The sequence below is a fragment of the Streptomyces laurentii genome (assembly GCF_040635425.1).
Lineage (GTDB): Bacteria > Actinomycetota > Actinomycetes > Streptomycetales > Streptomycetaceae > Streptomyces > Streptomyces laurentii.
In genome coordinates this window covers 1-25,223 of sequence record NZ_JBEYHT010000090.1, presented here as the reverse complement: position 1 = coordinate 25,223, position 25,223 = coordinate 1, and the positions used below count along the sequence as shown (strand labels likewise).

Below are 25,223 nucleotides of genomic sequence, written 5' to 3'. Positions count from 1 at the left end.
GGGGGGGGGGGGGGGGGGGCGCGGGCTTTTCCTGATCCTTATCCCCTAAGCGTACGGGGGGGGGGGGTGGGGGGCTGGGCTCTCGCCCAGCCCCCCCCGGCCCCTCGTGTGAGGTCAGGCCTCGACGCCCGTCTTGCCGGCCGTCTCGGCCGTCTCGGCGGCCTCGCGCTGCGCCTGCCGCTTCGAGGCGATCAGGCTGGTGATCGTGGTGACGATCAGGACGCCGCAGATGACGGCGAGGGAGACCGGGATGGAGATCTCGGGCACCGACACCCCGGACTCGTGCAGGGCGTGCAACACCAGCTTCACGCCGATGAAGCCGAGGATCACCGACAGGCCGTAGCTGAGGTGGACCAGCTTCTTGAGCAGGCCGCCGATCAGGAAGTACAGCTGCCGCAGACCCATGAGGGCGAAGGCGTTGGCGGTGAAGACGATGTACGGGTCCTGGGTGAGGCCGAAGATCGCCGGGATGGAGTCGAGGGCGAACAGGATGTCGGTGGTGCCGATCGCGAGCATGACCACCATCAGCGGGGTCAGCACGCGCTTGCCGTAGCTCTCGATGACGAGCTTGGTGCCGTGGTAGCGGTCGGCGACGCCGAACCGCTTCTCGATGGACTTGAGGAGACGGTTCTCCTCGAACTCGTCCTCCTCCTCGTCGGCGCGCGCCTCCTGGATGAGCTTCCAGGCGGTGAAGATCAGGAACGCCCCGAAGAGGTAGAACACCCACGAGAAGTTGGCGAGGACCGCGGCACCGGCGGCGATGAAGATCGCGCGGAGCACCAGGGCTATCAGCACGCCCACCAGCAGCACCCGCTGCTGGAGGTGGGACGGCACCGCGAACTTCGCCATGATCAGGACGAAGACGAAGAGGTTGTCGACACTGAGCGACTTCTCGGTGACATAGCCCGCGAAGAACTCTCCGGCGGCCTGTCCGCTGCCGAAGAGCAACAGGCCGAGGCCGAACAGCGCGGCGAGGACGATCCAGACGACCGTCCAGATGCCGGCTTCCTTCACCGACACGTCGTGGGGCTTGCGCCCGATGAGGAAATCGACCGAGATCAGGGCGGCCAGACCAAGAATGGTCAGCACCCACAGGGTCACGGATACGTCCACTGCGCCTCCGGCGTCGTACGGCTCACATGGAGCCTGCTCGTTGCCGGAGGTCTCTTCCACCCGGGAGAACCGGGCCGGCGCCCCGGGATCAGATGTCTGATCTGTCCGTATTGACGGGTACGCCGCAAGCAGGGAGTACTCCCCTCCGCTGAAAAAGAGAGTACAGGAAAGACCAAAGGAAGGTAAAGAGATGGGTAAAGCGGCCTCAAAAACCCAGGTCAGAGCCCTCTTCGCCGGCGGGCGTCGGCCACCTGCGCGAGCACCTGCCGCATGACCGCGCTCCCCGCCGGGAAGGCCGGGGGCTCGTACGTCCAGGCGTGCCCCACCCACGGGTCGGCGAGGTGGTCGTCGGGGACCGGGGTGAGCCGGGACAGCGAGCGCCACAGCGGATCGAGCACCGGTCCGTACGCGGCGGCCTCCGCCGGGTCCGCGACCATCAGCAGCTGGGTGCCGACCGCCGGACCCTCGTCGGCGAGGTAGCGCAGCTGGGTGACGGCCCGGTCGTCGAAGCCGTGCGGGAAGTCGTGCACCACCAGCAGGTGCGCGGCGGTGTCCACGCCCGGCGGCAGGTCCTCGGCCGCGCCCGCCCGCAACGCCATCTGCAGCAGGTCGACCCGCTCGGTGAGCTGGGCCAGGGTCGCCGAGACCCCGGCCGCCCCGGCCGCCGGCGGCGCCTCCAGGACGCCCGCCTCGACGAGCGGGGCGAAGGCGGCGGCGCCCGCGCCGGCCGGGTCGATCACCCGGACCCGCAGGTCGTACGCCGGGTGCGCGGCGAGCAGCCGGACGGTGTGCGCGACGGCGCAGTCCAGGGCGAGCCGGCGCCGCTCGGCCTCGTCCAGGAGCGCCGACGCCTCACCGTGGCCGCGCCCGCTGTCCACCCACAGGCCGCGCGCGAGCGGCAGCCGGGCCAGGAACGGGACGCACAGTCCGGGCTCCTCGGGCAGATGCAGATCGCCAAGGCGGACGGCCATCGGGGCCTCCTCCGGCACCCGGTACGCCTGCCAGACCGGGCTGTCCCAGCGGGCGTACGCGGGCGGCAGCGCGGGCTCGACCACCTCGGACTCGGCGATGAGCTGGGTGAGATCGCGGTCCAGCGCCTCCTGGGCGCGGGCCACCAGTTCGTCGTGCTTCGCCCGGGCGGCGGCCCGGGCCGCGTCGCCGGCGCCGCCCATCCGCTGCCGCGGGTCGGACAGCAGCCGGTCCAGCTCCTGTTCGAGCCGGGAGTCGGCGAACGCGCGGGCGCTGCGGTACGCGGCGGTGGTCCGGGCCAGATCCTCGAACATGCCCCACACCTGGTTGTACAGCCGCTCGTCCATCGACCAGCCGGCCGCGTCACCGGCGACGGGCGCCGGGTTCGCGCCGGAGGCGGGATCCGGGGCGGGCGTGGGCGCGGGTGCGGGTGCCGGGGTGGGCGTGGGGGCCGGGCGGCGGCGCGGATGGGTGTAGTCGACGCGGCCCGTGGAGGCGGCCGGCCGCTCGGGGGCGGCCGGGGTGGGCGGCGGCGTGGGAGCGGGCGCGGGGGCCGCGGCGGTGTACGGGGAGCGGTCCCGGCCGGTCCCGGGGACGCGCGGGGGCGGGGCGGCGACCGAGCGGGCCGCGCCCTGGGCGACGGCCTCCAGGACCGTGCCGGCCAGTTCGCCGGCGCCCGGGAGGCCCTGGTCGGCGAGGAGCGCGGCGAGCCCGCCCTCGTACCCCTGGCCGACGGCCCGGACCTTCCAGGCGCCCTGCCGGCGGTACAGCTCCAGGGCGATCAGCGCGGACTCGCGGTCGAGTCCGTCGATCGTGTACGTGACGAGGGTGTCCCCGTCGGGGCCGGTGACGCCGACGACGGGGACGGCCGTGGCCCCGAAGCGGGCCGGGCCGCCCACGCCGGTGGGCAGGGCGAGCAGGACGCTGACGCGGTGGACGGAGTCCCGTACCGCCGCCAGGTCGACCGCGAGCCGGTGGGTCGCGGCGGCCTGCCGGGACACCTCGATCCCGGGCAGCGCGGCCGCGCCCGGGTGGACGACGGCCTCGGGGCCCGCGACACGGCCCTGCTCGTCGCCGAGGGTGGCCGCGGCGAGGACCGGATGACCGGCCGAGACCCGGATCTCCAGGCGGGTGTGGGGCAGGGGGTGGTTCTGCCCCCGGACCAGCTCGGCGGTCATCGCGTGCGTCTCTCCTCTATGCAGGTATGGGTGGGCGGTGCCGTGCGGCCCGGTCGTCCGGGTTACAGAACCGGGAAGATCGCCGGCATCAGGTCCTGGAAGGTACGGCCGTTGGCGGGGTTGCCGATGGCCGTCATCTGCCAGCCGGTGCCGGCCCGGTGGACCTTGGCCATGATCTGCGCGGTGTACGGGCCGCCGCCGTCGAGCGTGTAGCGGGCCAGCTCCTGGCCGTTGGTCTCGTCGACCAGGCGGCAGAACGCGTTCTGCACCTCCTGGAAGGTCTGGCCGGTGAAGGAGTTCACCGTGAAGACGATCGAGTCGATGTGGACCGGGATCCGCTGGAGGTCCACCAGGATGGCCTCGTCGTCGCCGCCCTGGCCGACGCCGCCGACCAGGTTGTCGCCGGTGTGGCGGACGGAGCCGTCGTCGCTCACCAGGTGGCGGAAGAAGACCACGTCGACCGGCTGCTTGTCGGCGAAGAGGACGGCCGAGGCGTCCAGGTCGATCTCACGCGTACGCGAGCCGAACAGGCCGCGGCGGGGCGCCGCCTTCCAGCCCAGGCCCATCCGTACGGAGGTCAGGCTGCCCCCGTCCTCCTTCTCCAGGCTGATGGCCTGCCCCTTGGTCATGTTGACCGTCACGCGCTGCCCCTCTCATCGGTGTGATCAGAACCCTACGCAGCCACACTGACAATCTGCCCGGACCGGACCCGTTTCGTGTCGTTGTTGCAACACATGCGGGCCGGTCCGCGGCGTGGGGGCGGACCCCGCCAGGGCCCGGCTAGCCGAGCCCGGCCTCCTTCATCTGGCGCAGTTCCTTCTTCAGTTCGGAGACCTCGTCGCGCAGCCGGGCGGCGACCTCGAACTGCAGCTCGGCGGCGGCCGCCTTCATCCGCTCCGTCATCTCCTCGATGATCCCGGCCAGTTCGGTCGCCGGACGGTCGCCCAGGTCGACCGCCGATCCCGCCTTGGCGCCCTTGGCCGCGGCCTTGGGCGTGTGCGCGGCGAGCGACGGCACCGGGGACTTCGCGCCCTTGCCGTCCTTGCCCTTGCGGTAGCCGGTGCCCAGCAGCTGCTCGGTGTCGACCTCCTCGCGCGCGATGGTGGCGACGATGTCGTTGATCTTCTTGCGCAGCGGCTGCGGGTCGATCCCGTTGGCCTTGTTGTACGCGATCTGCTTCTCGCGGCGCCGGTTGGTCTCGTCGATGGCCTTGTCCATCGCCGGGGTGATGGTGTCGGCGTACATGTGGACCTGGCCGGAGACGTTACGGGCGGCACGGCCGATGGTCTGGATGAGCGAGGTGCCGGAGCGCAGGAAGCCCTGCTTGTCGGCGTCGAGGATGGCGACCAGCGACACCTCGGGGAGGTCGAGGCCCTCGCGCAGCAGGTTGATGCCGACGAGGACGTCGTACTCGCCCGCGCGCAGTTCGCGCAGCAGCTCGATACGGCGCAGGGTGTCGACGTCGCTGTGCAGATAGCGGACCCGGATGCCCAGTTCGAGGAAGTAGTCGGTGAGGTCCTCGGACATCTTCTTGGTGAGGGTGGTGACCAGGACGCGCTCGTCGCGCTCGGTGCGCAGCCGGATCTCGTGCACCAGGTCGTCGATCTGGCCCTCGGTGGGCTTGACGACGACCTCGGGGTCGACGAGGCCGGTCGGGCGGATGATCTGCTCGACGAAGCCGTCCGAGCGGGACAGTTCGTAGGCGCCGGGGGTGGCGGAGAGGTACACGGTCTGGCCGATCCGCTCCTGGAACTCCTCCCACTTCAGCGGGCGGTTGTCGAGCGCGGACGGCAGCCGGAAGCCGTGGTCGACGAGGGTGCGCTTGCGGGAGGCGTCGCCCTCGTACATGGCGCCGATCTGCGGCACGGTGACGTGCGACTCGTCGATGACGAGCAGGAAGTCCTCGGGGAAGTAGTCGAGGAGGGTGTTCGGCGGGGAGCCGGGGAGACGGCCGTCGAAGTGCATCGAGTAGTTCTCGATGCCGGAGCAGGAGCCGATCTGCCGCATCATCTCGATGTCGTACGTGGTGCGCATGCGCAGCCGCTGCGCCTCCAGGAGCTTGCCCTGCTTCTCCAGCTCCTTCAGGCGCTGCTCCAGCTCCGTCTCGATGTCGTTGACGGCCCGCTCCATGCGCTCGGGGCCCGCGACGTAGTGGCTGGCGGGGAACACGTACAGCTGCTGGTCCTCGCTGATGATCTCGCCGGTCAGCGGGTGGAGGGTGGAGAGGGCCTCGATCTCGTCGCCGAACATCTCGATGCGGACGGCGAGCTCCTCGTACACCGGGAAGATCTCGATGGTGTCGCCGCGGACCCGGAAGGTGCCGCGGGAGAACGCCAGGTCGTTGCGCGTGTACTGGATGTCGACGAAGCGGCGGAGCAGCTGGTCGCGGTCGATCTCCTCGCCCACCTTGAGGGGGACCATGCGGTCCACGTACTCCTGCGGCGTGCCGAGGCCGTAGATGCAGGAGACGGAGGCGACCACGACGACGTCGCGGCGGGTCAGCAGCGAGTTGGTCGCGGAGTGGCGCAGCCGCTCGACCTCCTCGTTGATGGAGGAGTCCTTCTCGATGTACGTGTCCGACTGCGGGACGTACGCCTCGGGCTGGTAGTAGTCGTAGTACGAGACGAAGTACTCGACCGCGTTGTTCGGCAGGAGCTCGCGGAACTCGTTGGCCAGCTGGGCGGCCAGCGTCTTGTTCGGCGCCATCACCAGGGTGGGGCGCTGGAGCTTCTCGATCATCCAGGCGGTGGTCGCCGACTTGCCGGTACCGGTGGCGCCGAGCAGCACGACGTCCTTCTCGCCGGCGCGGATGCGCCGGTCGAGTTCGGCGATGGCCGCGGGCTGGTCGCCGTTGGGCTGGTAGGGGCTGACGACCTCGAAAGGCGCCACCGAGCGTTCGATCTTGGAAACGGGCCGCATGTCACCACGGTACGACCCGGCACTGACAGAGGGGGCCCGATCGCCCTCGGCGGGGGTGGCCGCAGGGGCCTGGCGGGGGTGGCCGGAGGGGTCCGGACCGGCCGTACGGCGGGGCTACCAGTCCTGGGAGCGGTAGGCGTCGCGGGGCACGGAGCGGCGGCCGGCGGGGCGGGCGGCGGACCAGTTCGCGGGCTCGCCGTAGGCCGGGACCCGGCGCGGGGCCGGCACCCCGCCCACCCGGTGCCGGGAGCGGCCGCGGGCGGCGGGCCGCTGCCAGTCGGGCTCGCCGAGCACGAGCAGCGGGTCGAACATCACGACGACGGCGGCGAGCAGCAGGAACACTCCCGGGCCGATCAGCAGGGGCAGCAGCAGCGTGGTGGGGCTGTCGCCGGTGCCGGTGGCGGGCATCCCGGGGAGTTGGGCCAGTTCCACGTGGACGGCGCCCATGGCGGTGTAGTGCATACCGCTGACGGCGAGCCCCATGACCATGCTGGCGCCGAGGCTGGGCAGGAAGCCGCGGACGGAGACGGCGGCCCACAGGGCGACGGTGGAGGCCACGACGGCGATGACGACGGAGAGCGCGACGGTGAGGGTGTCGTATCCGATCGTTCCGTGCAGCCGCATTCCGGCCATGCCCAGGTAGTGCATGGTGGCGACGCCGAGGCCGGTGACGGTGCCGCCGGTCACCAGGGGGAGCGCGGTGGCGCCGCGGTAGCCGACGATGAAGATGCCGATGCCGACCATGACGACGGCGACGCCGAGGCTGGCGAAGGTGAGGGGCCGGTCGTAGGTGATCGGGGCCTGCCGGACGGAGAAGCCCATCATGGCGATGAAGTGCATGGTCCAGATGCCGGTGCCGATGGAGGTGGCGCCGAGCGTCAGCCAGCCGGCCTTGAAGGTGTCGCGGTGGCGGAGGGATCTGGTGGTGCAGCGCAGTCCGAGCGCGCCGCCGAGGCAGGCCATGAGAAAGGCCGCCACCGGCGTGACGAGGCCGTAGCTGAATCCGTCGACCGTGCCCTGCATGAGCGTGTGTCCTCCACCCCTGGTGCCACGTCGTCCGAAAACAGTCGGTACCGCTGAGTACTGCCAGCGAATTATGGCGCTCGGCGAGGACATCCGGCCATGGAGTCCGAGTAAAGATCCACCCGCTGTCGGTGGAGGGTCGTACCGTGATCGGCATGAAGCGTGAGAAGCCGGGAGCGGACGGTGCGGCGGGCCGGGTGGAGTGGTCGGTGGTGCCGAGTGGCATCGGGCCTCTGCTGCTCGCCGCGACGGACCGGGGGCTGGTGTGCGTGGCGTTCCACGCCGAGGGGCCGGTGCGGGACAGAGCCCTGGAGCGGCTGGGGGCGGCGTTCGGCGAAGAGCCGGTGGAGGACGCGTCGGGGTGGCTCGCCGAGCCGATCCGGCAGCTCAGGGCCTATTTCGACGGGAGTCTCAAAAGCTTCGACGTCACGTTGGACTGGTCGCTGGTGACCGGATTCAACCGCCGGGTTCTGCGCGAGCTGGCCGACGGCGTCCCCTACGGGACGGTGGTCGGGTACGGAGACCTCGCCCGGCGGGTCGGGGAGCCGGCGGCGGCGCAGGCGGTCGGCGCGGCGATGGGGGCCAATCCGCTGCCGGTCGTGGTGCCGTGTCACCGGGTGGTGGAGCGGGACGGCGGGATCGGGGGATTCGGCGGCGGTCTGGAGACCAAGCGGCGGCTGCTGGCCCTGGAGGGTGTGCTGCCGGAGCCGTTGTTCTGATCCGGGCCCGGCCGCGCCGGACCTCTCCGCGCCGGGCCTCCCTCACGAAGGGGAGGCTCCTGTTCTGACAGAGTGCGCGGGGTTCCGGCTATCGGACGTTCCCTCGTCAGGGGCGGGCTGGCACACTGCGTAAGTGACCGACACCCCCAGTGCCCCTGACAAACTCGCGGCGGACGAGATATCCGGCTCCTCCCCCGGATCCTCCGGCTCCCCCGCCGTCTCTCCCGACCGGCTCCCGGCGCTGCGGCGCCGGATCCAGGCCGTGCTCATCGCCACCCAGATCCTCGGCGGACTCGGCATCGCCATCGGCGTCGCCCTGGCCGCCGTCCTCGCCAAGGAGGTCAGCGGTACGGAGGCCCTGGCGGGTCTCGCGTCGACGGCGTCGGTGGTCGGGCCCGCCCTGCTCGCGATGCCGCTCGCCGCGCTGATGGCCCGGCGCGGACGGCGGGCCGGACTGGTCCTCGCCTACCTGGTCGGCGCCGTCGGCGCGGGGGTCGCGGTCCTCGGCGCGGCGATCGGCAGCTTCCCGGTGCTCCTGCTCGGCCTCGTCGGCTTCGGGGCCGGCTCCTCGGCCAACCTCGCGGCCCGGTTCGCGGCGGCCGACCTCGCCGAGCCCGACCGGCGGGCCCGGGCCATCTCGACCGTGGTGTGGGCCACCACCATCGGCGCCGTCCTCGGCCCGAACGTCGCCGCCCCGGCCGGCGAGAGCGTGGCGGGCCTCGGCATCCCGGTGGCCGCCGGGCCCTTCGTCTGGGCGTCGGGGGTGTTCATCGTCTCCGCCGCGATGGTGGCGCTGCTGCTGCGGCCCGACCCGCTGCTGACCGCTCGCGCGCTGGCCGGTCCGGAGGAGGCCGCGGCGGCCGACGGCCGTTCCCTGAAGGCCGGTCTGCGGGCCGTACGGGAGTCCTCGCGGGCCCGGCTCGCCCTGGTGACCGTGGCGATCTCGCACACGGCGATGGTGTCGATCATGTCGATGACACCGGTCGCGCTCAGCCACCACGGGGCGGACATCCGGCTGATCGGCCTGGTGATCAGCGGTCACATCGCCGGCATGTACGCCTTCTCGCCGGTCATGGGCTGGCTGTCGGACCGGCTCGGCCGGCTCTCGGTGATCGGCCTCGCGGTGGCGCTGCTCGCCGTCGCCGCCCTGCTCGCCGGAACGGCGGGACCGAGCCACGGACAGACCGCGCTCGGCCTGTTCGTGCTGGGCCTCGGCTGGTCGGCCGGACTCGTCTCGGGCTCCGCGCTGCTCACGGACTCCGTCCCGCAGGCGGCCCGCGCGGCCGTCCAGGGGCTCTCCGACTTCATCATGAACGCCGCGGCGGGGGTCGGCGGGCTGTCCGCCGGCCTGATCGTCTCCCAGGCGGGTTACGGCTGGCTCAACGTGGTCGGCGCGTGTCTGCTGCTGCCGATGGCGTTCCTCGCGGTCCGGGCGGCGACCCGCCGCGCCTGAGCACGGGCCTTGGGCCCGGCGCGGGCCCAGGGCGGCCGTCCTCAGAGGCTGATGTGATACGCCTTGCGCAGGGTCTCGTGCACGGTCCAGGTGGTGCGGTCGCCCTCGCGGAGCACGCAGGCGTCGCCCGGGCCGATCTCCAGGGTGTCGCCGCCCTCGATCTCGACGGTGGCCCGGCCGCTGACGACGACGAAGAGTTCGTTCGCCTCGGTGTCGGTGACCACGCCCGGGGTGATCTGCCAGATGCCGCGGATCTGCGTGCCGTCGGCCGACTCCCACAGGACCTTGCCGGTCACCTCGGGGGTGCCGGAGACGATCTGGCCCGGGTCCAGGGGCTCGGGTTCGAGTGCGGCGTCGGGGATGTGGACGGCGAAGGACGGCTGCGTGTGCGTGGTCATGGGCGGCGACTGTAGCGGGGCCGGCACCCCGTTCCGGCGCCGGGTCGGCCCGGAGGAGAGCCTTCCGTCTCCCTTCCCGCCCGGGGACTTCACCGCGGCTCCGACGGCGACGGATTCCGTGGCGGCCGCCGGCGGCGCGGGCCCGGCCGAAACGCCGTACGGACGGCGGCGGGCGGGGTGACGGAGCACGGATTCCGCAGAGCGCGCTCCGGGGCGTCCCGCGCGCTCCCGGTGCGGAAACGGAAGCGGAGGCGCACTCTCCACTCCGGGGCGGCCGGACCGGCTCCAGGGAGCCGCCGGGCTCGTACGGCCCGTTCGGTGAACCCGGTGAACCCATCCGGAATCCCGCCCACCCTCCTGACAAAGCGGACCGAACGGCGTCACACTCCTCGACAGAGCCAATCCCCCCACAACTCCTCCCCCACCCTGGACAGGAGAGTGCGATGCCGGCCACCCCCGCCCTGCTCCGCGCCGCCGTGCTCACGGCCGCGGCACTCCTCACCACCGCCACCGCGGCGACGGCCACGGCCTCGGCCGTGCCCGTATCCCCCGCCGCCTCCCCCCGCTCCGTCTCCGCGCCGGAACCCGATACCGCCCCGGAACCCGACACCGCGCCTGGCACCGCGCCCGATGCCGCCCCCGGCGCCGCGTACAAGGCCGCCCACGACACCCTCGGCCCCCAGCGGCTCACCCCCGCCCAGCGCGAACAGGCCGCCGCCAAGCAGGTGAAGGCCGAGGCCTCGTACGCGAGGGCGCTGGGGCTGCGCACCGCGGGCCTCCTCGCCGGCTACAAGCTGTCCGGCGGCATCCAGCAGCCGCAGCAGACCTCGTACTGGTGCGGCCCGGCCATGCTGGTGGCCGCCCAGTCCGCCCATGACGAGGTGGGCGGCCGCTCCCAGCAGGACGCGGCCACCCTGCTGAAGACGAACACCTCGGGCACGGCCTGGTACGGGATCAACATCAACGTGCCGAGCCCGACCGGGTATCCCGTGGCCGACGCGCTCAACAGCCGGCTGCCGGGCGCCGGCTACGTACCCAACGCCCTCCCGTACACCCCCACCGCCGCCGACAAGACCGCCTTCAAGCAGCACATCACCCACGACACCGACAACGACTACGCGATCGCGGGCAACGCCTGGGAGGTGCCGGGCGGTCCGCATCTCGTGGGGCATCCGAACATCGAGATCTTCCACTGGGTCGCGGTCGACGGCTACAACACGGACACGGCGGCCGGGGAGGTCGACTACCTCGATCCGGTCGGCGGGGTGAGCACCAGTGTCATCTCGTGGGCGGGCTCCGTGCCGAAGTCCGCGCACATCTCCTCGGACACCCTCACCACCATCATGGGCGGCCGTGGGTACGTCTGGTAGGCGCGGCCGCCGTCGGCTGCTCGTCGCGGGTGCCGTCCTCCTCGGGTGCACCGCCGGGTGCGCGCCCGGCGGGGACGGCCCCGCGCCCGCCCGTACGTCCTCGTCGGCGTCCGCCCCGGCCACCGGCACCCCGGCCCCGAACGCGCCGACCGCGAGCGGTGCCTCCTCGGCTCCGGCCGTCCGGGCCGCCGCGTGCGAGGTGCCGCTCCCGGAGGCGTGGCGCGGCGCGTTCGCGGCGGGCGAGTTCCGGCCCGCGAGCGGGCGGCGGCCGGTGCTCGCGGACGTCGGCGCGGGCTGGACGGCGCTCCAGCTCTCCGGCGCGGACGGCCGCGGCGCGGTCCTCGTCCGGGCCGGCGAGAAGACGCCCCGGACCCTGCTGCGGTTCGCCGACCCCGTCGAACACCAGTTGCTCGCCGCCGACTTCGACGGGCGGCGGTGGGCCGCGTTCGCGGTCCTGGAGGGCCGCACGCTGGACAGCCCGTGGAGTCTGTACGTGTGGGACGCGACCACCGGGAAGGCCCGGCGGCTGGCCCGCGCCGAGCGGCCGGGGCCGCTGCCCCGTCCGGTCGTCCGGGACGGGACGGTGGTGTGGGCGCAGGGCACCGGCGCCGGGAAGGCCGGCGTCCTCGCCGCGCCGGCCGGGGGCGGACCCACGCGCGCGTGGCACACGGGTGTGGTCGACACGCCGTTCGCGGCGGGCGGTCTGCTGGTGTGGCGCGAGTCCGCGGGCGGCGGGACCCGGCTCGCGGCGGTCTCGCTGGCCGACGGGCGCCCGGCGAAGCTGCCCGCGCCGATCGCCGCGCTGCGCGACGTACGCGGCCTGGTCTCCGACGGCACCACCTGGGCGTGGGTGGCGGGCGAGGCCGACCCGCGGCTGATGGTGTGGCGTACGGGCGAGGCGCGGCCGGTGGCCGTGGTGGCCGGATCCCCCGCCGCCGACGGGATGGACCAGCTCAGGATCGCCGGACGGCTCGTCACCTGGCGCACCCCGCAGACCTCGTACGCGCTGGACCTCGACGCGGACGCGTACACCGTGCTCACGCCCGCGTACGGGTACGCGGCGGCCTCCGGCAGCGGGCTCGCGCGCGCGTACAGCCTCGGTGATGCCAAAGAGACGGGTGCGCGGGCCGTGATCCAAGTGGTGGACGCGAACCGGCTGCCCCGGCTGCCGGGCTGTGGCTGATGTCCGCCACCGAGGTTTGCGGGCCGCGCGGCCGCGTCAGATTTCCCGCATGTCCACACATGTGTCCGAAGAGGTACGGGAGGCGCTGCACGAGGGGCGTCCTGTCGTCGCGCTCGAGTCGACGATCATCGCTCACGGTCTGCCGCGCCCGCGCAACCTGACCGTGGCCCGTGAGCTGGAGGAGCGGGTACGGGCCGGCGGCGCCGTGCCGGCCACGATCGCGGTGCTCGACGGCACCGCCCGGATCGGCCTGGACGACACGGGCCTGACCCGGATCGCCGAGGACCCGTCGGTGCGCAAGCTCGGCCACCGCGACCTGGCCCCGGCGCTGGCGGCCGGGGCGACGGGCGCGACGACCGTCTCGGCCACGGCCTGGCTGGCCGACGCGGCCGGCCTGCGGGTCTTCGCGACCGGCGGGCTCGGCGGGGTGCACCGGGAGTGGACGGTCACCCAGGACGAGTCGGCGGACCTGCGGCTGCTGGCCCAGGTCGGGATCACGGTGGTGTGCGCGGGGGTGAAGTCGATCCTCGACGTGCCCGCGACGCTCCAGCGTCTGGAGACCCTGGGGGTGACCGTCGTCGGCTACGGCACGGACCGCTTCCCCGGCTTCTATCTGTCGTCCTCGGGCGAGCCGGTCGACTGGACGGTCCGCTCCCCCGAGGAGGTGGCGCGGGTGATGCGGGCGCGGGACGCACTGGGCGGGCCCCGCGCGGCCCTCGTCGTCGGGAATCCGGTGCCGGCCGGCCGGCAGCTCGATCCGGCGCTGCACGACCGGGTCCTCGAACAGGGTCTCGCGGCGGCGCGGGAGAAGGGAGTGGCGGGGCAGGCGGTGACGCCTTTCCTGCTGGAGTTCCTGACGACGCACACCGAGGGGGCGTCCCTGGAGGCGAATCTGGCCGCGGTCCGCGGCAACGTCTCGCTCGCGGCCCGGATCGCGGCGGCGGACCGCGCCGGCCGCGCCGCGCGGTGACCGGGTCCGGCGCGCTCCTGGTCGTCGGGGACGTCGTCACGGACGTCGTCGCCCGGCACCGCACGCCGCTCGCGCCCGCGACGGACACGGCGGCGGCCATCCGCACGCTGCCCGGCGGCGCGGGCGCGAACGTGGCGTGCTGGGCGGCGTGTTCGGGCTGTCCGGACGTACGGCTGCTCGCCCGGGTGGGCACGGACGCGGCGGACTGGCACGACCGGGCGCTGCGCGAGGCGGGCGTACGGCCGCTGCTCGTCCACGATCCGGAGGCGCCGACGGCGTCGGTGATCGCGCTGGTGGGCGCGGACGCGGAACGCACCTTTCTGACGGACAGCGGGGCGGCGCTGCGGCTGGCGCCGGAGGACTGGTCGGCGGAGCTGCTCGCCGGGGTCGCCCGCGTCCATCTGTCGGGTTATCTGTTCTTCGCCGACGTGAGCCGGGCGACGGCGGGACGGGTGCTGCGGGACGCGCGGGCGGCGGGAGTGCCGGTGAGCGTGGACCCGGCCTCGGCGGGGTTCCTCGCCGGACTGGGCGCCGAACCGTTCCTGGCGGCGGTGGCCGGCGCGGAGTGCCTGCTGCCCAACGCGGACGAGGCCCGGCTGCTGACGGGACGTACGGATCCGGGCGAGGCGGCCGCGGCGCTCAGCCGGCGCGTTCCGCTGGTCGCGGTGACCCTGGGGGCCGGCGGCGCGGTGCTCGCGGCGAAAGGGCGGGTGACGGCCCGGCTGCCGGCGCCGGCGGCGCGTCCGGTGGACTCCACGGGCGCGGGCGACGCCTTCACTGGCGCGTTCCTGGCCGCCCGGCTGGCGGGCGCGGCCCCGGCCGACGCGGTGGCGGCGGGCTGCCGGGCGGGTGCGACGGCGGTGACGCGGGTGGGCGGCCGGCCCTGAGAGACCACGCCGCCCGGAATTCCGGCGCCGCGCACCGTTAACGAAGCATGAGTGAAACGGCAGCAGGGTTCACGAGACTGAGCGCCGTCCGTGCCGGACGGCGCGGACCTCTCCCTCCCACGAAGGGCTCCCCTCCATGCGACCCATCCGGCATATACCAGGCGAGGCGCACGCCTCGCCTCCCGCCGTTCCCCTGACGAGACCCGCGGGCGCGGAGCGCGCCCGCCGTCCCCGTCTGCGCGCGGCCGTCCGGGCCACCGCCCTGTCCCTGGCCGGCGCGCTGCTCGCCGGTGGGGTGACGGCCGCGGTCGCCCCCGCGCCCGCGCTGGCCGCGATCGCCCCCGACGGGCCGCCCACGGACACGACCGTGGTGATCCAGAGCGTCGGCGACGACAACGACGGCAAGGGAGGCGCCGGTCAGCAGATATCCGGCAGCGAACTCCTCTTCCGGACCGCGCCGCCCAAGGGCGACGAGTCGGACCAGTGGTGGTACCTCCAGCCGTCCCCGGCCGGCGACGGCACGTACAAGGTGAAGAGCCGCACCAAGAACGACCGCTGCATGGGCCGGGACGCGAACTCCGAGGGCGCGGCCCGCCTCGCCTTCCGGGACTGCGCCGGGTCCGGCACGGACTGGGTGTTCGAGAAGGTGAAGGGCGAGCGGTACCGGATCCGTCCGTCCGGCTACCAGGAGTTCCTCGAGACGCCGCAGGACCGTTCGGTCAGCAGTGACGTGACGTTCCCGACGACGCGGAGCGACGGCGAGCGGCAGCTCTGGTACGTCTCCCCGGTGGAGGCCGCCCGCCGGCCGATGCCCGCCGACCCGACGTTCGACCAGATGACGTTCCTGACCGCGCACAACGCGTTCAACAACAACGTCGACATGAACGCCCCTCTGTTCCCGACCCAGAACCAGCTGCTGCCCATCTCCGCGCAGCTGAGGCAGGGCGTCCGCGGGCTGATGCTGGACACGTACCAGCGCAACGGCCGGGTCCGGGTGTGCCATCCGCCCGACCAGATCGTGGATCTGTGCGTGCCGACGGCCCAGCCGCTGTCGGACGTCTTCACCACCATCGCCACGTTCCTCAAGGCCGAGGAGAACAAGCGGGAGGTCGTCACCGTCTTCTTCGAGGACTACACGTCGGCCGCCGAGATGGCCGCCGAGATCGGTGACGACCTCGGGCCGAACGGCCAGCTCAGCGGCATGGTGTTCGACCCGTCGTCCGCCGACTGGAACGTCGCGACGAAGGGCTGGCCCAAGCTGTCCGAGCTGGTCGCCAAGAACAAGCGGCTGCTCCTGCTGTCCGACCGGGGAGACAAGAAGGACCTGGGGATCGGCTACCAGCGGGACTGGACGGCCGAGAACTACTGGTCGATGGGGGCCCCGACCGGTAACTCCGACTGGACGTGCGAGACCCGCTGGAGCGAGGTGCCGCTGTCCCGTGAGGAGCCCGGGTTCCGCCGGCTGTTCGTCATGAACCACTTCCGTAGCGCCCCGATCGGCGTGACGCCCGGCAACGACAACGCCAAGATCCTCAACCGCGCGCAGCGCTTCTGCGCCCCCGCCGCCCGCAAGAAGCCGAACTTCGTCGCGGTCGACGCCACCACCGCGGGCGATCCGAAGAGCGCGGTCGACGCGCTCAACCAGTACGTGGACCACAGCGACACCCCCGGCTTCGGCGGCACGCCGGACACCCAGAGCGAGAACTGGCATGTGCCGAACCTGACGGTGATGCCGCTCGGCGACTCCATCACCGAGGGCGCCGGAAGCAGCACCCGCTCCAGCTACCGCGCCGCCCTGTGGCCGCAGCTCGTCCCCCGCGCGGACACGCTCGACTTCGTCGGCTCGCAGAAGCACGGCGTCCTGCCGGACACCGATCACGAGGGCCACTCGGGCTGGCTGATCGACGGCATCGCCGCGAACATCGACGCCTGGATGGAGGCGGCGAAACCGAACGTGGTGCTGCTGCACATCGGCACGAACGACATGGACCGCGACAACCAGGTCGCCACCGCTCCGGCACGGCTCGCCGCCCTCATCGACCAGATGATCGCCGCGTCGCCGCAGACCACGATCGTCGTCGCCTCCCTCGTCCCGTCGGCCTCGCCGGAGGTACAGGCCCGGATCGACGCGTACAACGCGCGGATCCCGGGCATCGTCGCGGCCCGGCAGGCGCAGGGCCACAAGGTCGCCCAGGTGAGCATGGGGGCGCTGACCACCGCCGATCTGAACGACCGGCTGCACCCCAATGACGGCGGCTACGTGAAGATGGCCGGGGTCTTCGCCGAGGGCATCGCGCAGGTGGCCCGCAACGGCTGGATCAGCCCGCAGGTGACGGTCCGGCCCGCCCCGCCGCGGGCCGGCCTGGGCGACTACCAGGTCGACCTGAACGCGGACGGCCGCGCCGACTACCTCACCGTGGACGCCGCGGGCGCCGTACGGGCGTGGCTGAACAAGGGCGGCGACGGCCACGGCGGCTGGACCGAAGCGGGTCAGGTCGCCTCCGGCGTGCCGCTGGCCGGCGGTCAGGTGCGGTTCGCCGACATCAACGCGGATGGATACGCCGACTATCTGGTCGTCGACCCGAACAGCGCCGTACGCGCGTGGCTCAACAAGGGCGGCACCGGCCTCGCCGGCTGGACCGAGGCCGGACAGATCGCCACCGGGGTGACCCTGGCGGGCGGTCAGGTGCGGTTCGCCGACATCAACGGGGACCGGTACGCGGACTACGTGGTCGTCGACGCGAACGGCGCGGTCCGGGCCTGGCTCAACAAGGGCGGTACGGGGACCGAGGGCTGGACCGAGGCCGGACAGATCGCCGCCGGGGTCGGTGTCCCCGCCGACCAGGTGCGCCTCGCCGACGTCAACGCCGATGGATACGCCGACTATCTGTCCGTCGACGCGAACGGCGCCGTGAAGGCCTGGCTCAACAAGGGCGGCACCGGCATCGCCGGCTGGAACCAGACCGGGCAGATCGCCGCCGGCGCGGGCGCGCCCGGCTCCTCGGTGCGGTTCGCCGACCTCGACGCCGACCGGCGCGCCGACTACCTCGTGGTGGACGCGAGCGGCGCCGTCCGGGCGTGGCTCAACAAGGGCGGGGACGGCGGCGGGGTCGGCGGCAACGGCTGGACCTCCGTCGGGACCTTCGCGACGGGCGCCGGAGCGCCGGCCGCGCAGGTCCGGTTCGCGGACATCAACGCGGACCGCAAGGACGACTACCTGGTGGTGGCCGCCGACGGTTCGGTACGGGCCTGGCTCGGCACCGGCACCGCCGGGAAGTGGACCTCCCTCGGCCAGATCATCGCGGGCACGGGCGCCCCGGGCGACCAGGTGCGCTTCGCGGACCTCGACGCCGACGGGCGGGCCGACTACGTCACCGTCGCCGCCGACGGCTCGGTGAAGGCCTGGCTCAACAACGGCACCGGGGCGGGCTGGACCTCGCTCGGGGTCTACGCCACCGGCACGGGCGCCCCGGGCGACCAGGTCCGGCTCGCCGACCTCGACGCCGACGGACGGGCGGACTATCTGACCGTCGCCGCCGACGGCTCGGTGAAGGCGTGGCTCAACCAGGGCGGCGACGGCCGCGGCGGCTGGACCCCCGCCGGGCAGATCGCCACCGGGACGGGCGCGCCCGGTGCCTCGGTGCGGTTCGCCGACCTCGACGCCGACGGACGGGCCGACTACCTGACCGTCGCCGCCGACGGCTCGGTGAAGGCCTGGGCCAACAAGGGACTCGGCAAGTGGACCGCGCTCGGCGCGTACGCCCCCGCTCTGGGCACGCCCGGCACGACGGTCCTGTTCGCCGAGGCCAACGGCGACCGCCGGGCCGACTATCTGACGATCGCGGCCGACGGCTCGGTCCAGGCGTGGCTCAACGACGGGGCGGCGCTCAGCGGCGGCTGGTCGACGCTCGGCACGATCGCCACGGGCGTGGGCGTGCCCGGCAGCCAGGTGCACATCTGACCGTACGGGGTGAGGGGCACCGCTCCCGGGCGGCTCCCCTCACCCCGTACCCCCTGGCGGGTCACCCGTCCCGCTCAGGCGTCCCGGAAGCCGGTCCAGGCCGGCCGGCGCGGGTCGTCGGCGCGTACGACGGCGTCGGCGACGTCCGCGGGGCCGACCTCCTGCTCGTACCGCGCGAAGGCGGGCAGCGTCCACTGCTGCTCGGTACGGCGGGCGAGCGCGCCCGGCGACAGGCTCAGATGGACCTTCAGGTCGAACGGGAACCAGTGCCCGAGCAGGAACGGGCCGTGGACGACGAGGACCCCGCCCGGCGCCAGCGGGACGGCGGGGCTGCGGGTGGCCCGGTCGGTCGCCGGGTCCCACAGGTCGGGCAGCACCCGGCCGGAGCCGCCCGGCTCCAGCGGGCCGAACACCTCCCGCCACAGCGCGCCGGTGTCGACCCAGTCGGTGTAGTACGCGTCCGGATCCCGCTTCCCGTACTCGAAGCGCAGCGACGCCGGCCGCAGGAAGCCGTCGGTGGCGACGACGAGCACGGAACGCCCGCGCAGCCGCAGCTCCTCGGCGATCCGGTCGGCGAACTCCGCGCCCGGGGCGGCCGGCGGCCCGTCGACGCCGACCTTGAGCCAGTCGCTGCCGTCCCCGGGCGCGGTCCGGTCGAGACGGCGGACGACCGCGCCGGTCAGCCGCTCCCAGGTGATCGCTTCCACGCGCGTCCGTCCCCTGCCGTTCATCCGCCCATCCTGCCGCACGGCCCCCGGGATTGACCTTGTCGCTGGCGGCAGGGTTCCAGGATCGGCGCATGAACACGGACACGCACACGGACACGGACACACAGCGACAGAACACCGACACCGACACCGGCCGCCGGACCGACCGGGTCGTGGTGGTCACCGGAGCCGGCACCGGCATCGGCCGGGCCACGGCGCGGGCCTTCGCCCGGCAGGGGGCGACCGTCGTCGCCGTGGGCCGCCGGCCCGGACCGCTCCAGGAGACGGCGACCGGCTTCCCGGGGATCCGTCCCCTGGCCGCCGACCTCACCGCGCCGGGCGGGCCCGAGCGGATCGTGCGCGAGGTCGTGGACACGTACGGACGGCTCGACGTCCTGGTCAACAACGCCGGCATCGCGGACGGCGGCCCCCTGGAGTCGATGACCCGGCAGACCGTGGACGCGCTCCTCGCGACCAACGTCGTCGCCCCGGTGCTGCTCACCCAGGCCGCGCTGGAGGCCCTGACGTCCGCCGGCGGCACGGTCGTCAACGTCTCGACGGCCGTCGGGCAGCGCGGCTGGCCGAACTCGTCGGTGTATCCGGCGACGAAGGCCGCCGTGGAGACGCTGACCCGCTGCTGGGCCGTGGAGTTCGCGCCGCGCGGGGTGCGGGTGGTGGCGGTGGCGCCCGGGGCGGTGGACACCCCGATCGGCGTGCACAGGGGGCTGACGCCCGAACAGCGGGAGGCGGTACGCGGATGGCAGCTCGCGCACACACCGCTACGGCGGATCGGCCGTCCGGAGGAGGTGGCCTGGGCGATCACCGTGCTGGCCTCGCCGGACGCGGAGTTCGTCACGGGCGTGGTGCTGCCGGTCGACGGCGGCGCCCTGGTCGCCTGAGACGGCAGGTAGGCGGGCCTGCCGAGGTGGTAGGAAGGCGCGGGGAGGTGGGGTCCTTGCGCATCGGTGAACTGGCCCGCCGGACGGGGACGACGACACGGGCGCTGCGCCATTACGAGCAGGCGGGGCTGATCGCGTCGGCGCGGGCGGCGAACGGCTACCGGGTCTACGAGGAGGGCGCGGTGGTCCGCGTCTCCAACATCCGGTATCTGCTGGGTGTGGGGCTGACGCTGGAGGACGTCACGGCCTTCGCGTCCTGCCTGGACGGGCATATGCCCGCCCGCGCACCCTCCGCGCAGGGGCTGGCCATCGCCCGCGAACGCCTCGCGGTGCTCGACGCCCGGATCGCGGCGCAGACGGAGGCCAGGGACCGGCTCGCCGCCGCCCTGGCCTCCCAGTCCGCCGCCCAGTCCGGCGCTCGGGTGGGCAGCGAGGGTCAGCCGGCCTTCCCCGCCGGCGCGCAGGCGGGCGCGGGCTCGTCCACCGACATCGGCGCGCCCTTGGGCAGCAGATAGGTCACATAGAGCACGACGGGTTCGGTGCCGAGATTGCGCCCGGTGTGGACCTTGTTCGCGCCGGCGGGCTCGATGAAGGAGTCGCCCGCCTTGGACACCTCCACCGAGCAGTCGGCCAGGGTCCGGGTGAGGGTGCCGGACCGGACGACGGCGATCAGCTGACCGTCGTGGTGGTGCCAGCCGGTGGTGCCGCCGGGGGCGACGGTGATGGTGCGGAAGACGACGTCGGTGTCGCCCTTCGGCGGCTTGACCGGCAGGGTGCCGTGCGAGGTGCCCTGGGCGAGTTCCGTGGCACCGACCCCGCTGCCGGGGGTGGCGATCGCCGCGGACGGGACGACCGCCACCGCGGCGACGGCGCCCGCCACGACGAGCGCCTTGCGCAGCCGCGCCCCGCGCGCTCCGACCCGCGTGCCGCCCGTGCCCGTCGTGCCCGTGCCGAGACCCATCGTTCTCCTCCGAACTCGTCTGCGCGGCCGTCCGGTTCGCGACCGTCGGAGCGGTCACGCTACCCGGAAGAGGGATACACGGGACGGATGTTCGATCAGTTGGTCCGGGCCGGCTCCTGAAGGGTGGCGCGGCCCGACTCGACCGCCTCCGTCAGGGTCAGTTCACCGGCGGCGAGCGCCCGGCAGGTGGCCGTGTCCGTCCGCAGCCACACCTCGGCGTCGGCGGCCGGCCCGTCCCCGTACTCCGTCACCCCGCCGTCCCGTACGCGCGCGTGGAACTCGCCTTCGTCCAGGGTCACCTGGACCACCTTCGCGCCCAGCCCCTCCAGGACGCCGAGCAGCGGGATCGCGAACCAGTGCGCGCGGACGGCGTCGGTCGGGCGCGGCGCGTCGAGGTCGGGCGCGCCCCAGGCGGCGAGGGCGCGCAGCACGGGCAGCAGCGCGCGGCCGCGCTCGGTCAGCTCGTACACGACGGCGAAGGCGGGCGGCGGCAGCCGGCGACGGGTCACGAGCGCGCCGCCCTCCAGGTCCTTGAGCCGTCCGGCGAGCATGTCGGTGCTGACGCCGGGGAGATCGGCGTGCAGGTCGGTGTAGCGGCGCGGCCCGGCGAGGAGTTCACGGACGATCAGCAGCGTCCACCGGTCGCCGACGGCGTCGAGGGCGCGGGCTGCGGCGCAGTACTGGTCATAGCTTCGGCGGCGTGGCATGCGACGCAGTGTAGACGTGTTGTTGGACTTCCCAAGCGCTGACTTGGTAAAACCAAGCATCAACACTTCTGGGGAGGTCGGCACATGGAGTTCCGGCAGTCGAGCAAGCTGAGCGAGGTCTGCTACGAGATCCGCGGCCCGGTGATCGAACACGCGGACGCCCTGGAGGAGGCGGGCCACAGCGTGCTGCGGCTCAACACCGGCAACCCCGCGCTCTTCGGCTTCGAGGCGCCCGAGGAGATCGTCCAGGACATGATCCGGATGCTCCCCAAGGCACACGGCTACACCGACTCCCGCGGCATCCTGTCCGCCCGCCGCGCCGTGGCCCAGCGCTACGAGTCGATGGGCCTCGCGAACATCCGCCTCGACGACGTCTACCTCGGCAACGGCGTCTCCGAACTCGTCTCGATGGCCGTCCAGGCCCTTCTGGAGGACGGCGACGAAGTCCTCATCCCGGCCCCCGACTTCCCGCTGTGGACGGCCGTCACGACGCTGGCGGGCGGCAAGGCCGTGCACTACCTGTGCGACGAGTCCTCCGACTGGTACCCCGACCTCGACGACATGGCGTCGAAGATCACCGACCGGACCCGGGCCATCGTCGTCATCAACCCCAACAACCCCACGGGCGCGGTGTATCCGAAGGAGGTCCTGGAAGGCATCCTCGACCTCGCCCGCCGCCACCACCTGATGGTCCTCGCCGACGAGATCTACGACCGGATCGTGTACGACGACGCCGTGCACCACCCGCTCGCCTCCCTCGCCCCCGACCTCGTCGTCCTCACCTTCGGCGGTCTGTCCAAGACCTACCGGGTGGCCGGCTTCCGCTCCGGCTGGCTGGTCGTCACCGGCCCCCGCGAGCACGCCCGGAACTACCTGGAGGGCCTGACCATGCTGGCCTCCATGCGACTGTGCCCCAACGCGCCCGCCCAGTACGCCATCCAGGCCGCGCTCGGCGGCCGGCAGTCCATCGACGAGCTGACCGCGCCGGGCGGCCGGCTGTACGAACAGCGCGACCGCGCCTGGGAGAAGCTCAACGAGATCCCCGGCGTCTCCTGCGTCAAGCCGAAGGGCGCGCTCTACGCCTTCCCGCGCCTCGACCCGGCGGTCCACCGGATCCACGACGACGAGAAGTTCGTCCTCGACCTGCTGCTGCGGGAGAAGATCCAGGTCGTGCAGGGCACCGGCTTCAACTGGCCGCGCCCGGACCACTTCCGCATCCTCACCCTGCCGCACGCGGACGACCTGGACGCCGCGATCAGCCGCATCGGCCGCTTCCTCGGCGGGTACCGCCAGTAGCGGCGCGGCCGCACGGGGCCGCCTGCGATGATCCGACGGCCCCTCCGGCAGCAGGGCGGTTTCTAGGGGCCGTTCCGTTCACGGATCCGACCAAGGAGGGGGCCGTCATGGACGCGGCACTCATAGCCGTCCTCGGCACCCTGCTGGGTGCCGCCGTCACCCACTGGTTCCAGGGCCGGGCCGCCGACCGGGGTGCCGCGCTCGCCCGAAGCGAGCAGCTGCGCCAGGAACGGATCGCCGCGTACAGCGCGTTCGCGGGCGCGGTCGTCGACTACCGGCAGCACCAGAACGACCGCTGGTTCCGGGCCCACCTCGAACCCGGCCCGGCGGAGGCCGAACGCTCCCGCTACGCCTCGTACCAGCAGCGCACCGCCGCCCGGCAGGCGCTCTTCCGGGTCCAGCTGATCTGCGACGACCCGCGGACCCGCGCGCTGGCGGACGACGCGTTCGCCTCGACGCACTGCCTGCACGAGGCGACGGACGACGACGACCGCACGCGCCGTTCGGAGGTGGCGAAGGCGGCGCTGGCCCGGTTCGTCGAGGCGGCCGCGCCCAGCGTGCGCTGAGGAGCGCGCCCCGGCGTACGCGGAGGGGCGCGGGCAGGGATGCACGCCGGGCGGCACGGGTAGGACACCGTCGTGGATCTCGTCGCGCCCGTCGTCGTCGAACCGCTCCGGCGGCGCCGCTGCGCGGAATGCCGCCGGGGCCCGCTGGAGCGGATGATCGTCGAGTTCAACCGGATCGTCTGTCTGGACTGCGCCGACCTCGGCCATCTCGTCTTCCTGCGCCGCGGCGACACCGCGCTCACCCGGCGGGCCCGCGAAGGCAGTGCGCTGTGGGCGGTGGTGGTGCGGCACAACCGGCGTCGCACGCGCTACGAGCGGCAGGGCCTGCTCGTCGAGGAGGCGGCGCTGGTCCGGGCGGAGGCGGCCTGTCTCGCGGACGCCGAGGCGCGGGCGCGGCGCCGGGCCCGGGACACGGCGCGGCGGGCCGAGCGGGACGTGGCGATCACGGCCGCGCTGGAGGCGGAGATCCTGCGGCTGTACCCGGGCTGCCCGGCGGAGCGGGCGAGCGCCATCGCCGCCCACGCGTCGGCGAAGGGCAGCGGGCGGGTGGGGCGGACGGCCGCCGGGCGGGCCCTGGACCGGGACGCGGTGCGCGCGGCGGTGCGGGCCGCTGTACGGCATGTGGACACCGACTACGACACGTTACTGATGACCGGGCTGCCCCGGCACCAGGCCCGGGCGAGCGTCGCGCCCGCCATCGAGACGGTGCTGCGGAGCTGGCGCGCGGGCTGAGCGGCCGCGTGGGGTGTGGGCGGCGTACGGCCGTACGGGATGGGTACGGTACGGCCGTCGTGCGGCGGGAGCCGTGCGCGCCCGTACGACCTCGGCCGTACGCCCGCGGGGCGGGTGTCAGCCCCGGTCGGCCGCCGTCCGGCGGGACCTGCGGATCATCAGCGCGCCGCCGAGGAGCAGCGCGGCGCTCGCCGGGGCGGCGTAGCCGACCGGGCCCGCGCCGGTGTGGGCGAGGGCCGGCGGTCCGGCCTCCGGCTCCGGGCCGGGCCCGGTGCCGGGGTGCGGGGCCGGCGGCTGGACGCCCGGCGGGGTGACGGGCGGCTTGGCCGGCGGGTGCGTGACCGGCGTCGTCGGGATCTCCGGCTCGTCGCACTCCTCCTCGGACTGGTTGACCGAGGTGTTGCCGAAGACGGGGTTGCCGATGCCGACGACGTTGACCGAGTTGCCGCTGACGTTCGCGGGGACGTCGATCGGCAACTGGATGCCGTTGCCGGACACGACGCCCGGGGAGTCCCCGGCGATCGCCTCGGCGGTGGCGCCACCGCCGTTCGACGAACCGGCCTTCGACGCGCCGGCCTCGGACGAGCCGCCGCGCGAGCCGTGGTCGGAGGAACCGGTGCGCGGGGTGCCCGGCAGATCCTTGTGGGTCCGGCCCGATCCCCCGGTCCCCCGGTCCGCGGTGCTGCGGTCGGCGGTGCCGTAGCCGCTGCCGCCGTGCGCGGCCGGGGCGGCGGAACCGTTGACGCACGTGTTGCCGGCCGCCGGGTTGAGCAGTCCGACGACGTTGACGGTGTTCCCGCAGATGTTCACGGGGACGTGCACCGGCAGCTGGATGGTGTTGCCGGAGGCGACCCCCGGCGAACCGACAGCGGCGCCCTGTGCGCCGGCGTCCGCGTACGCGGCGCCCGCCGAGAGCGCGAGCGCGCCACCGGTGACCAACAGAGTGGCCAGACCACTTCGGCGAATCTGCCTCATGGCTTCCTGCCTTCCGAATCTCTTCACGGGCACTCGCCCGCATCGGAAACAACGCCGATCGAGGGGTTCCTGGATCCGACGAACAGCCCGTTTCACCCCATTGAGGGAGTGTGAAGCGGCAGGCTTACGCGCAGGGGCGGCTCTAGGGCGTGTGTCGAAAGTCCCTCCTGGCCTGCGACGCCTGGCACGCACGCTCGCTGCGTTGTCGGAGTCATCCAAGTACGTCCAGTACGAGGA

At 73.5% G+C, this 25,223-nt stretch carries 22 protein-coding genes; 12 read left to right on the top strand and 10 right to left on the bottom strand.

Annotated features, from left to right (window positions below):
* Positions 1 to 114 precede the first annotated feature (114 nt).
* From ABZ693_RS33840 to ABZ693_RS33820, 5 genes are all read right to left on the bottom strand, one after another.
* Positions 115 to 1,113: a TerC family protein gene (locus ABZ693_RS33840; RefSeq protein ID WP_359885300.1), complete on the bottom strand. Its 999-nt coding sequence runs from the start codon at positions 1,111 to 1,113 to the stop codon at positions 115 to 117.
* A gap of 218 nt (positions 1,114 to 1,331) precedes the next feature.
* The gene (locus ABZ693_RS33835) at positions 1,332 to 3,260 is read right to left on the bottom strand and encodes a TerD family protein (RefSeq protein ID WP_359885298.1); all 1,929 of its coding nucleotides are present in this window, start codon (positions 3,258 to 3,260) and stop codon (positions 1,332 to 1,334) included.
* A gap of 62 nt (positions 3,261 to 3,322) precedes the next feature.
* A complete protein-coding gene (locus ABZ693_RS33830) occupies positions 3,323 to 3,901 on the bottom strand; it encodes a TerD family protein (RefSeq protein ID WP_359885296.1) in 579 nt (192 codons plus the stop codon).
* A 139-nt stretch (positions 3,902 to 4,040) separates the two neighbouring features.
* Complete coding sequence (uvrB, locus tag ABZ693_RS33825; protein WP_359885294.1) at positions 4,041 to 6,179, bottom strand: excinuclease ABC subunit UvrB; 2,139 nt, start codon at positions 6,177 to 6,179, stop codon at positions 4,041 to 4,043.
* Positions 6,180 to 6,293: 114 nt separating this feature from the next.
* Positions 6,294 to 7,202, bottom strand: coding sequence for an MHYT domain-containing protein (locus ABZ693_RS33820; protein WP_359885293.1), 909 nt, complete (start codon positions 7,200 to 7,202; stop codon positions 6,294 to 6,296).
* A 155-nt stretch (positions 7,203 to 7,357) separates the two neighbouring features.
* Between ABZ693_RS33820 and ABZ693_RS33815 the strand changes: the two genes are divergently transcribed.
* Together ABZ693_RS33815 and ABZ693_RS33810 are read left to right on the top strand one after the other, a co-directional pair.
* Complete coding sequence (locus ABZ693_RS33815; protein ID WP_359885291.1) at positions 7,358 to 7,921, top strand: methylated-DNA--[protein]-cysteine S-methyltransferase; 564 nt, start codon at positions 7,358 to 7,360, stop codon at positions 7,919 to 7,921.
* A 178-nt stretch (positions 7,922 to 8,099) separates the two neighbouring features.
* A complete protein-coding gene (locus ABZ693_RS33810; protein ID WP_359885302.1) occupies positions 8,100 to 9,374 on the top strand; it encodes an MFS transporter in 1,275 nt (424 codons plus the stop codon).
* Positions 9,375 to 9,415: 41 nt separating this feature from the next.
* Here ABZ693_RS33810 and ABZ693_RS33805 read toward each other — a convergent pair whose 3' ends face one another.
* Positions 9,416 to 9,772, bottom strand: a complete 357-nt coding sequence (locus tag ABZ693_RS33805; RefSeq protein WP_359885290.1) for a cupin domain-containing protein — start codon at positions 9,770 to 9,772, stop codon at positions 9,416 to 9,418.
* A gap of 443 nt (positions 9,773 to 10,215) precedes the next feature.
* Between ABZ693_RS33805 and ABZ693_RS33800 the strand changes: the two genes are divergently transcribed.
* The 5 genes from ABZ693_RS33800 to ABZ693_RS33780 all read left to right on the top strand — a co-directional run bounded on the left by ABZ693_RS33800 (position 10,216) and on the right by ABZ693_RS33780 (position 18,143).
* Positions 10,216 to 11,142: a hypothetical protein gene (locus ABZ693_RS33800; RefSeq protein ID WP_359885288.1), complete on the top strand. Its 927-nt coding sequence runs from the start codon at positions 10,216 to 10,218 to the stop codon at positions 11,140 to 11,142.
* Positions 11,126 to 12,325: a hypothetical protein gene (locus ABZ693_RS33795; protein ID WP_359885287.1), complete on the top strand. Its 1,200-nt coding sequence runs from the start codon at positions 11,126 to 11,128 to the stop codon at positions 12,323 to 12,325. Before ABZ693_RS33800 ends, ABZ693_RS33795 begins: the two co-directional genes overlap by 17 nt.
* 49 nt (positions 12,326 to 12,374) lie before the next feature.
* Positions 12,375 to 13,295 carry a pseudouridine-5'-phosphate glycosidase gene (locus tag ABZ693_RS33790; RefSeq protein WP_359885285.1) on the top strand — a complete coding sequence of 307 codons (921 nt, stop codon included), beginning with the start codon at positions 12,375 to 12,377 and terminating at the stop codon, positions 13,293 to 13,295.
* Positions 13,292 to 14,182 (top strand): carbohydrate kinase family protein, encoded by an 891-nt coding sequence (locus tag ABZ693_RS33785; protein ID WP_359885283.1) that lies wholly within the window; start codon positions 13,292 to 13,294, stop codon positions 14,180 to 14,182. The genes ABZ693_RS33790 and ABZ693_RS33785 overlap by 4 nt, the downstream gene beginning before the upstream one ends.
* Before the next feature lie 136 nt (positions 14,183 to 14,318).
* Positions 14,319 to 18,143: an FG-GAP-like repeat-containing protein gene (locus ABZ693_RS33780; protein ID WP_359885282.1), complete on the top strand. Its 3,825-nt coding sequence runs from the start codon at positions 14,319 to 14,321 to the stop codon at positions 18,141 to 18,143.
* A gap of 74 nt (positions 18,144 to 18,217) precedes the next feature.
* On the opposite strand, the gene ABZ693_RS33775 is transcribed toward ABZ693_RS33780, so the two are convergent.
* Entirely contained in the window at positions 18,218 to 18,874 is a 657-nt protein-coding gene (locus tag ABZ693_RS33775) for a nucleoside/nucleotide kinase family protein (RefSeq protein ID WP_359885280.1), read from the bottom strand.
* Between the two features lie 68 nt (positions 18,875 to 18,942).
* Between ABZ693_RS33775 and ABZ693_RS33770 the strand changes: the two genes are divergently transcribed.
* A complete protein-coding gene (locus ABZ693_RS33770; RefSeq protein WP_359885279.1) occupies positions 18,943 to 19,749 on the top strand; it encodes an SDR family NAD(P)-dependent oxidoreductase in 807 nt (268 codons plus the stop codon).
* Positions 19,750 to 19,805: 56 nt separating this feature from the next.
* A complete protein-coding gene (locus tag ABZ693_RS33765) occupies positions 19,806 to 20,264 on the top strand; it encodes a MerR family transcriptional regulator (RefSeq protein ID WP_359885278.1) in 459 nt (152 codons plus the stop codon).
* Here the strand turns inward: ABZ693_RS33765 and ABZ693_RS33760 are convergent.
* Together ABZ693_RS33760 and ABZ693_RS33755 are read right to left on the bottom strand one after the other, a co-directional pair.
* Positions 20,186 to 20,710 (bottom strand): cupin domain-containing protein, encoded by a 525-nt coding sequence (locus ABZ693_RS33760; protein ID WP_359885276.1) that lies wholly within the window; start codon positions 20,708 to 20,710, stop codon positions 20,186 to 20,188. The two genes, ABZ693_RS33765 and ABZ693_RS33760, sit on opposite strands and share 79 nt — an antisense overlap.
* Positions 20,711 to 20,805: 95 nt before the next feature.
* Positions 20,806 to 21,417 (bottom strand): winged helix-turn-helix transcriptional regulator, encoded by a 612-nt coding sequence (locus tag ABZ693_RS33755; RefSeq protein ID WP_359885275.1) that lies wholly within the window; start codon positions 21,415 to 21,417, stop codon positions 20,806 to 20,808.
* 84 nt (positions 21,418 to 21,501) lie between these two features.
* On the opposite strand from ABZ693_RS33755, the gene ABZ693_RS33750 reads away from it, so the two are divergent.
* The 3 genes from ABZ693_RS33750 (at position 21,502) to ABZ693_RS33740 (ending at position 24,011) form a co-directional block, all read left to right on the top strand.
* Positions 21,502 to 22,713, top strand: coding sequence for a pyridoxal phosphate-dependent aminotransferase (locus tag ABZ693_RS33750; protein WP_359885274.1), 1,212 nt, complete (start codon positions 21,502 to 21,504; stop codon positions 22,711 to 22,713).
* Between the two features lie 107 nt (positions 22,714 to 22,820).
* Complete coding sequence (gene kilB, locus ABZ693_RS33745; RefSeq protein WP_359885272.1) at positions 22,821 to 23,279, top strand: plasmid transfer protein KilB; 459 nt, start codon at positions 22,821 to 22,823, stop codon at positions 23,277 to 23,279.
* 72 nt (positions 23,280 to 23,351) lie between these two features.
* Positions 23,352 to 24,011, top strand: a complete 660-nt coding sequence (locus tag ABZ693_RS33740; protein ID WP_359885270.1) for a DUF2293 domain-containing protein — start codon at positions 23,352 to 23,354, stop codon at positions 24,009 to 24,011.
* Between the two features lie 117 nt (positions 24,012 to 24,128).
* Here ABZ693_RS33740 and ABZ693_RS33735 read toward each other — a convergent pair whose 3' ends face one another.
* On the bottom strand, positions 24,129 to 24,986 hold the full coding sequence (locus ABZ693_RS33735; RefSeq protein ID WP_359885268.1) for a chaplin: 858 nt from the start codon (positions 24,984 to 24,986) through the stop codon (positions 24,129 to 24,131).
* Positions 24,987 to 25,223 lie beyond the last annotated feature (237 nt).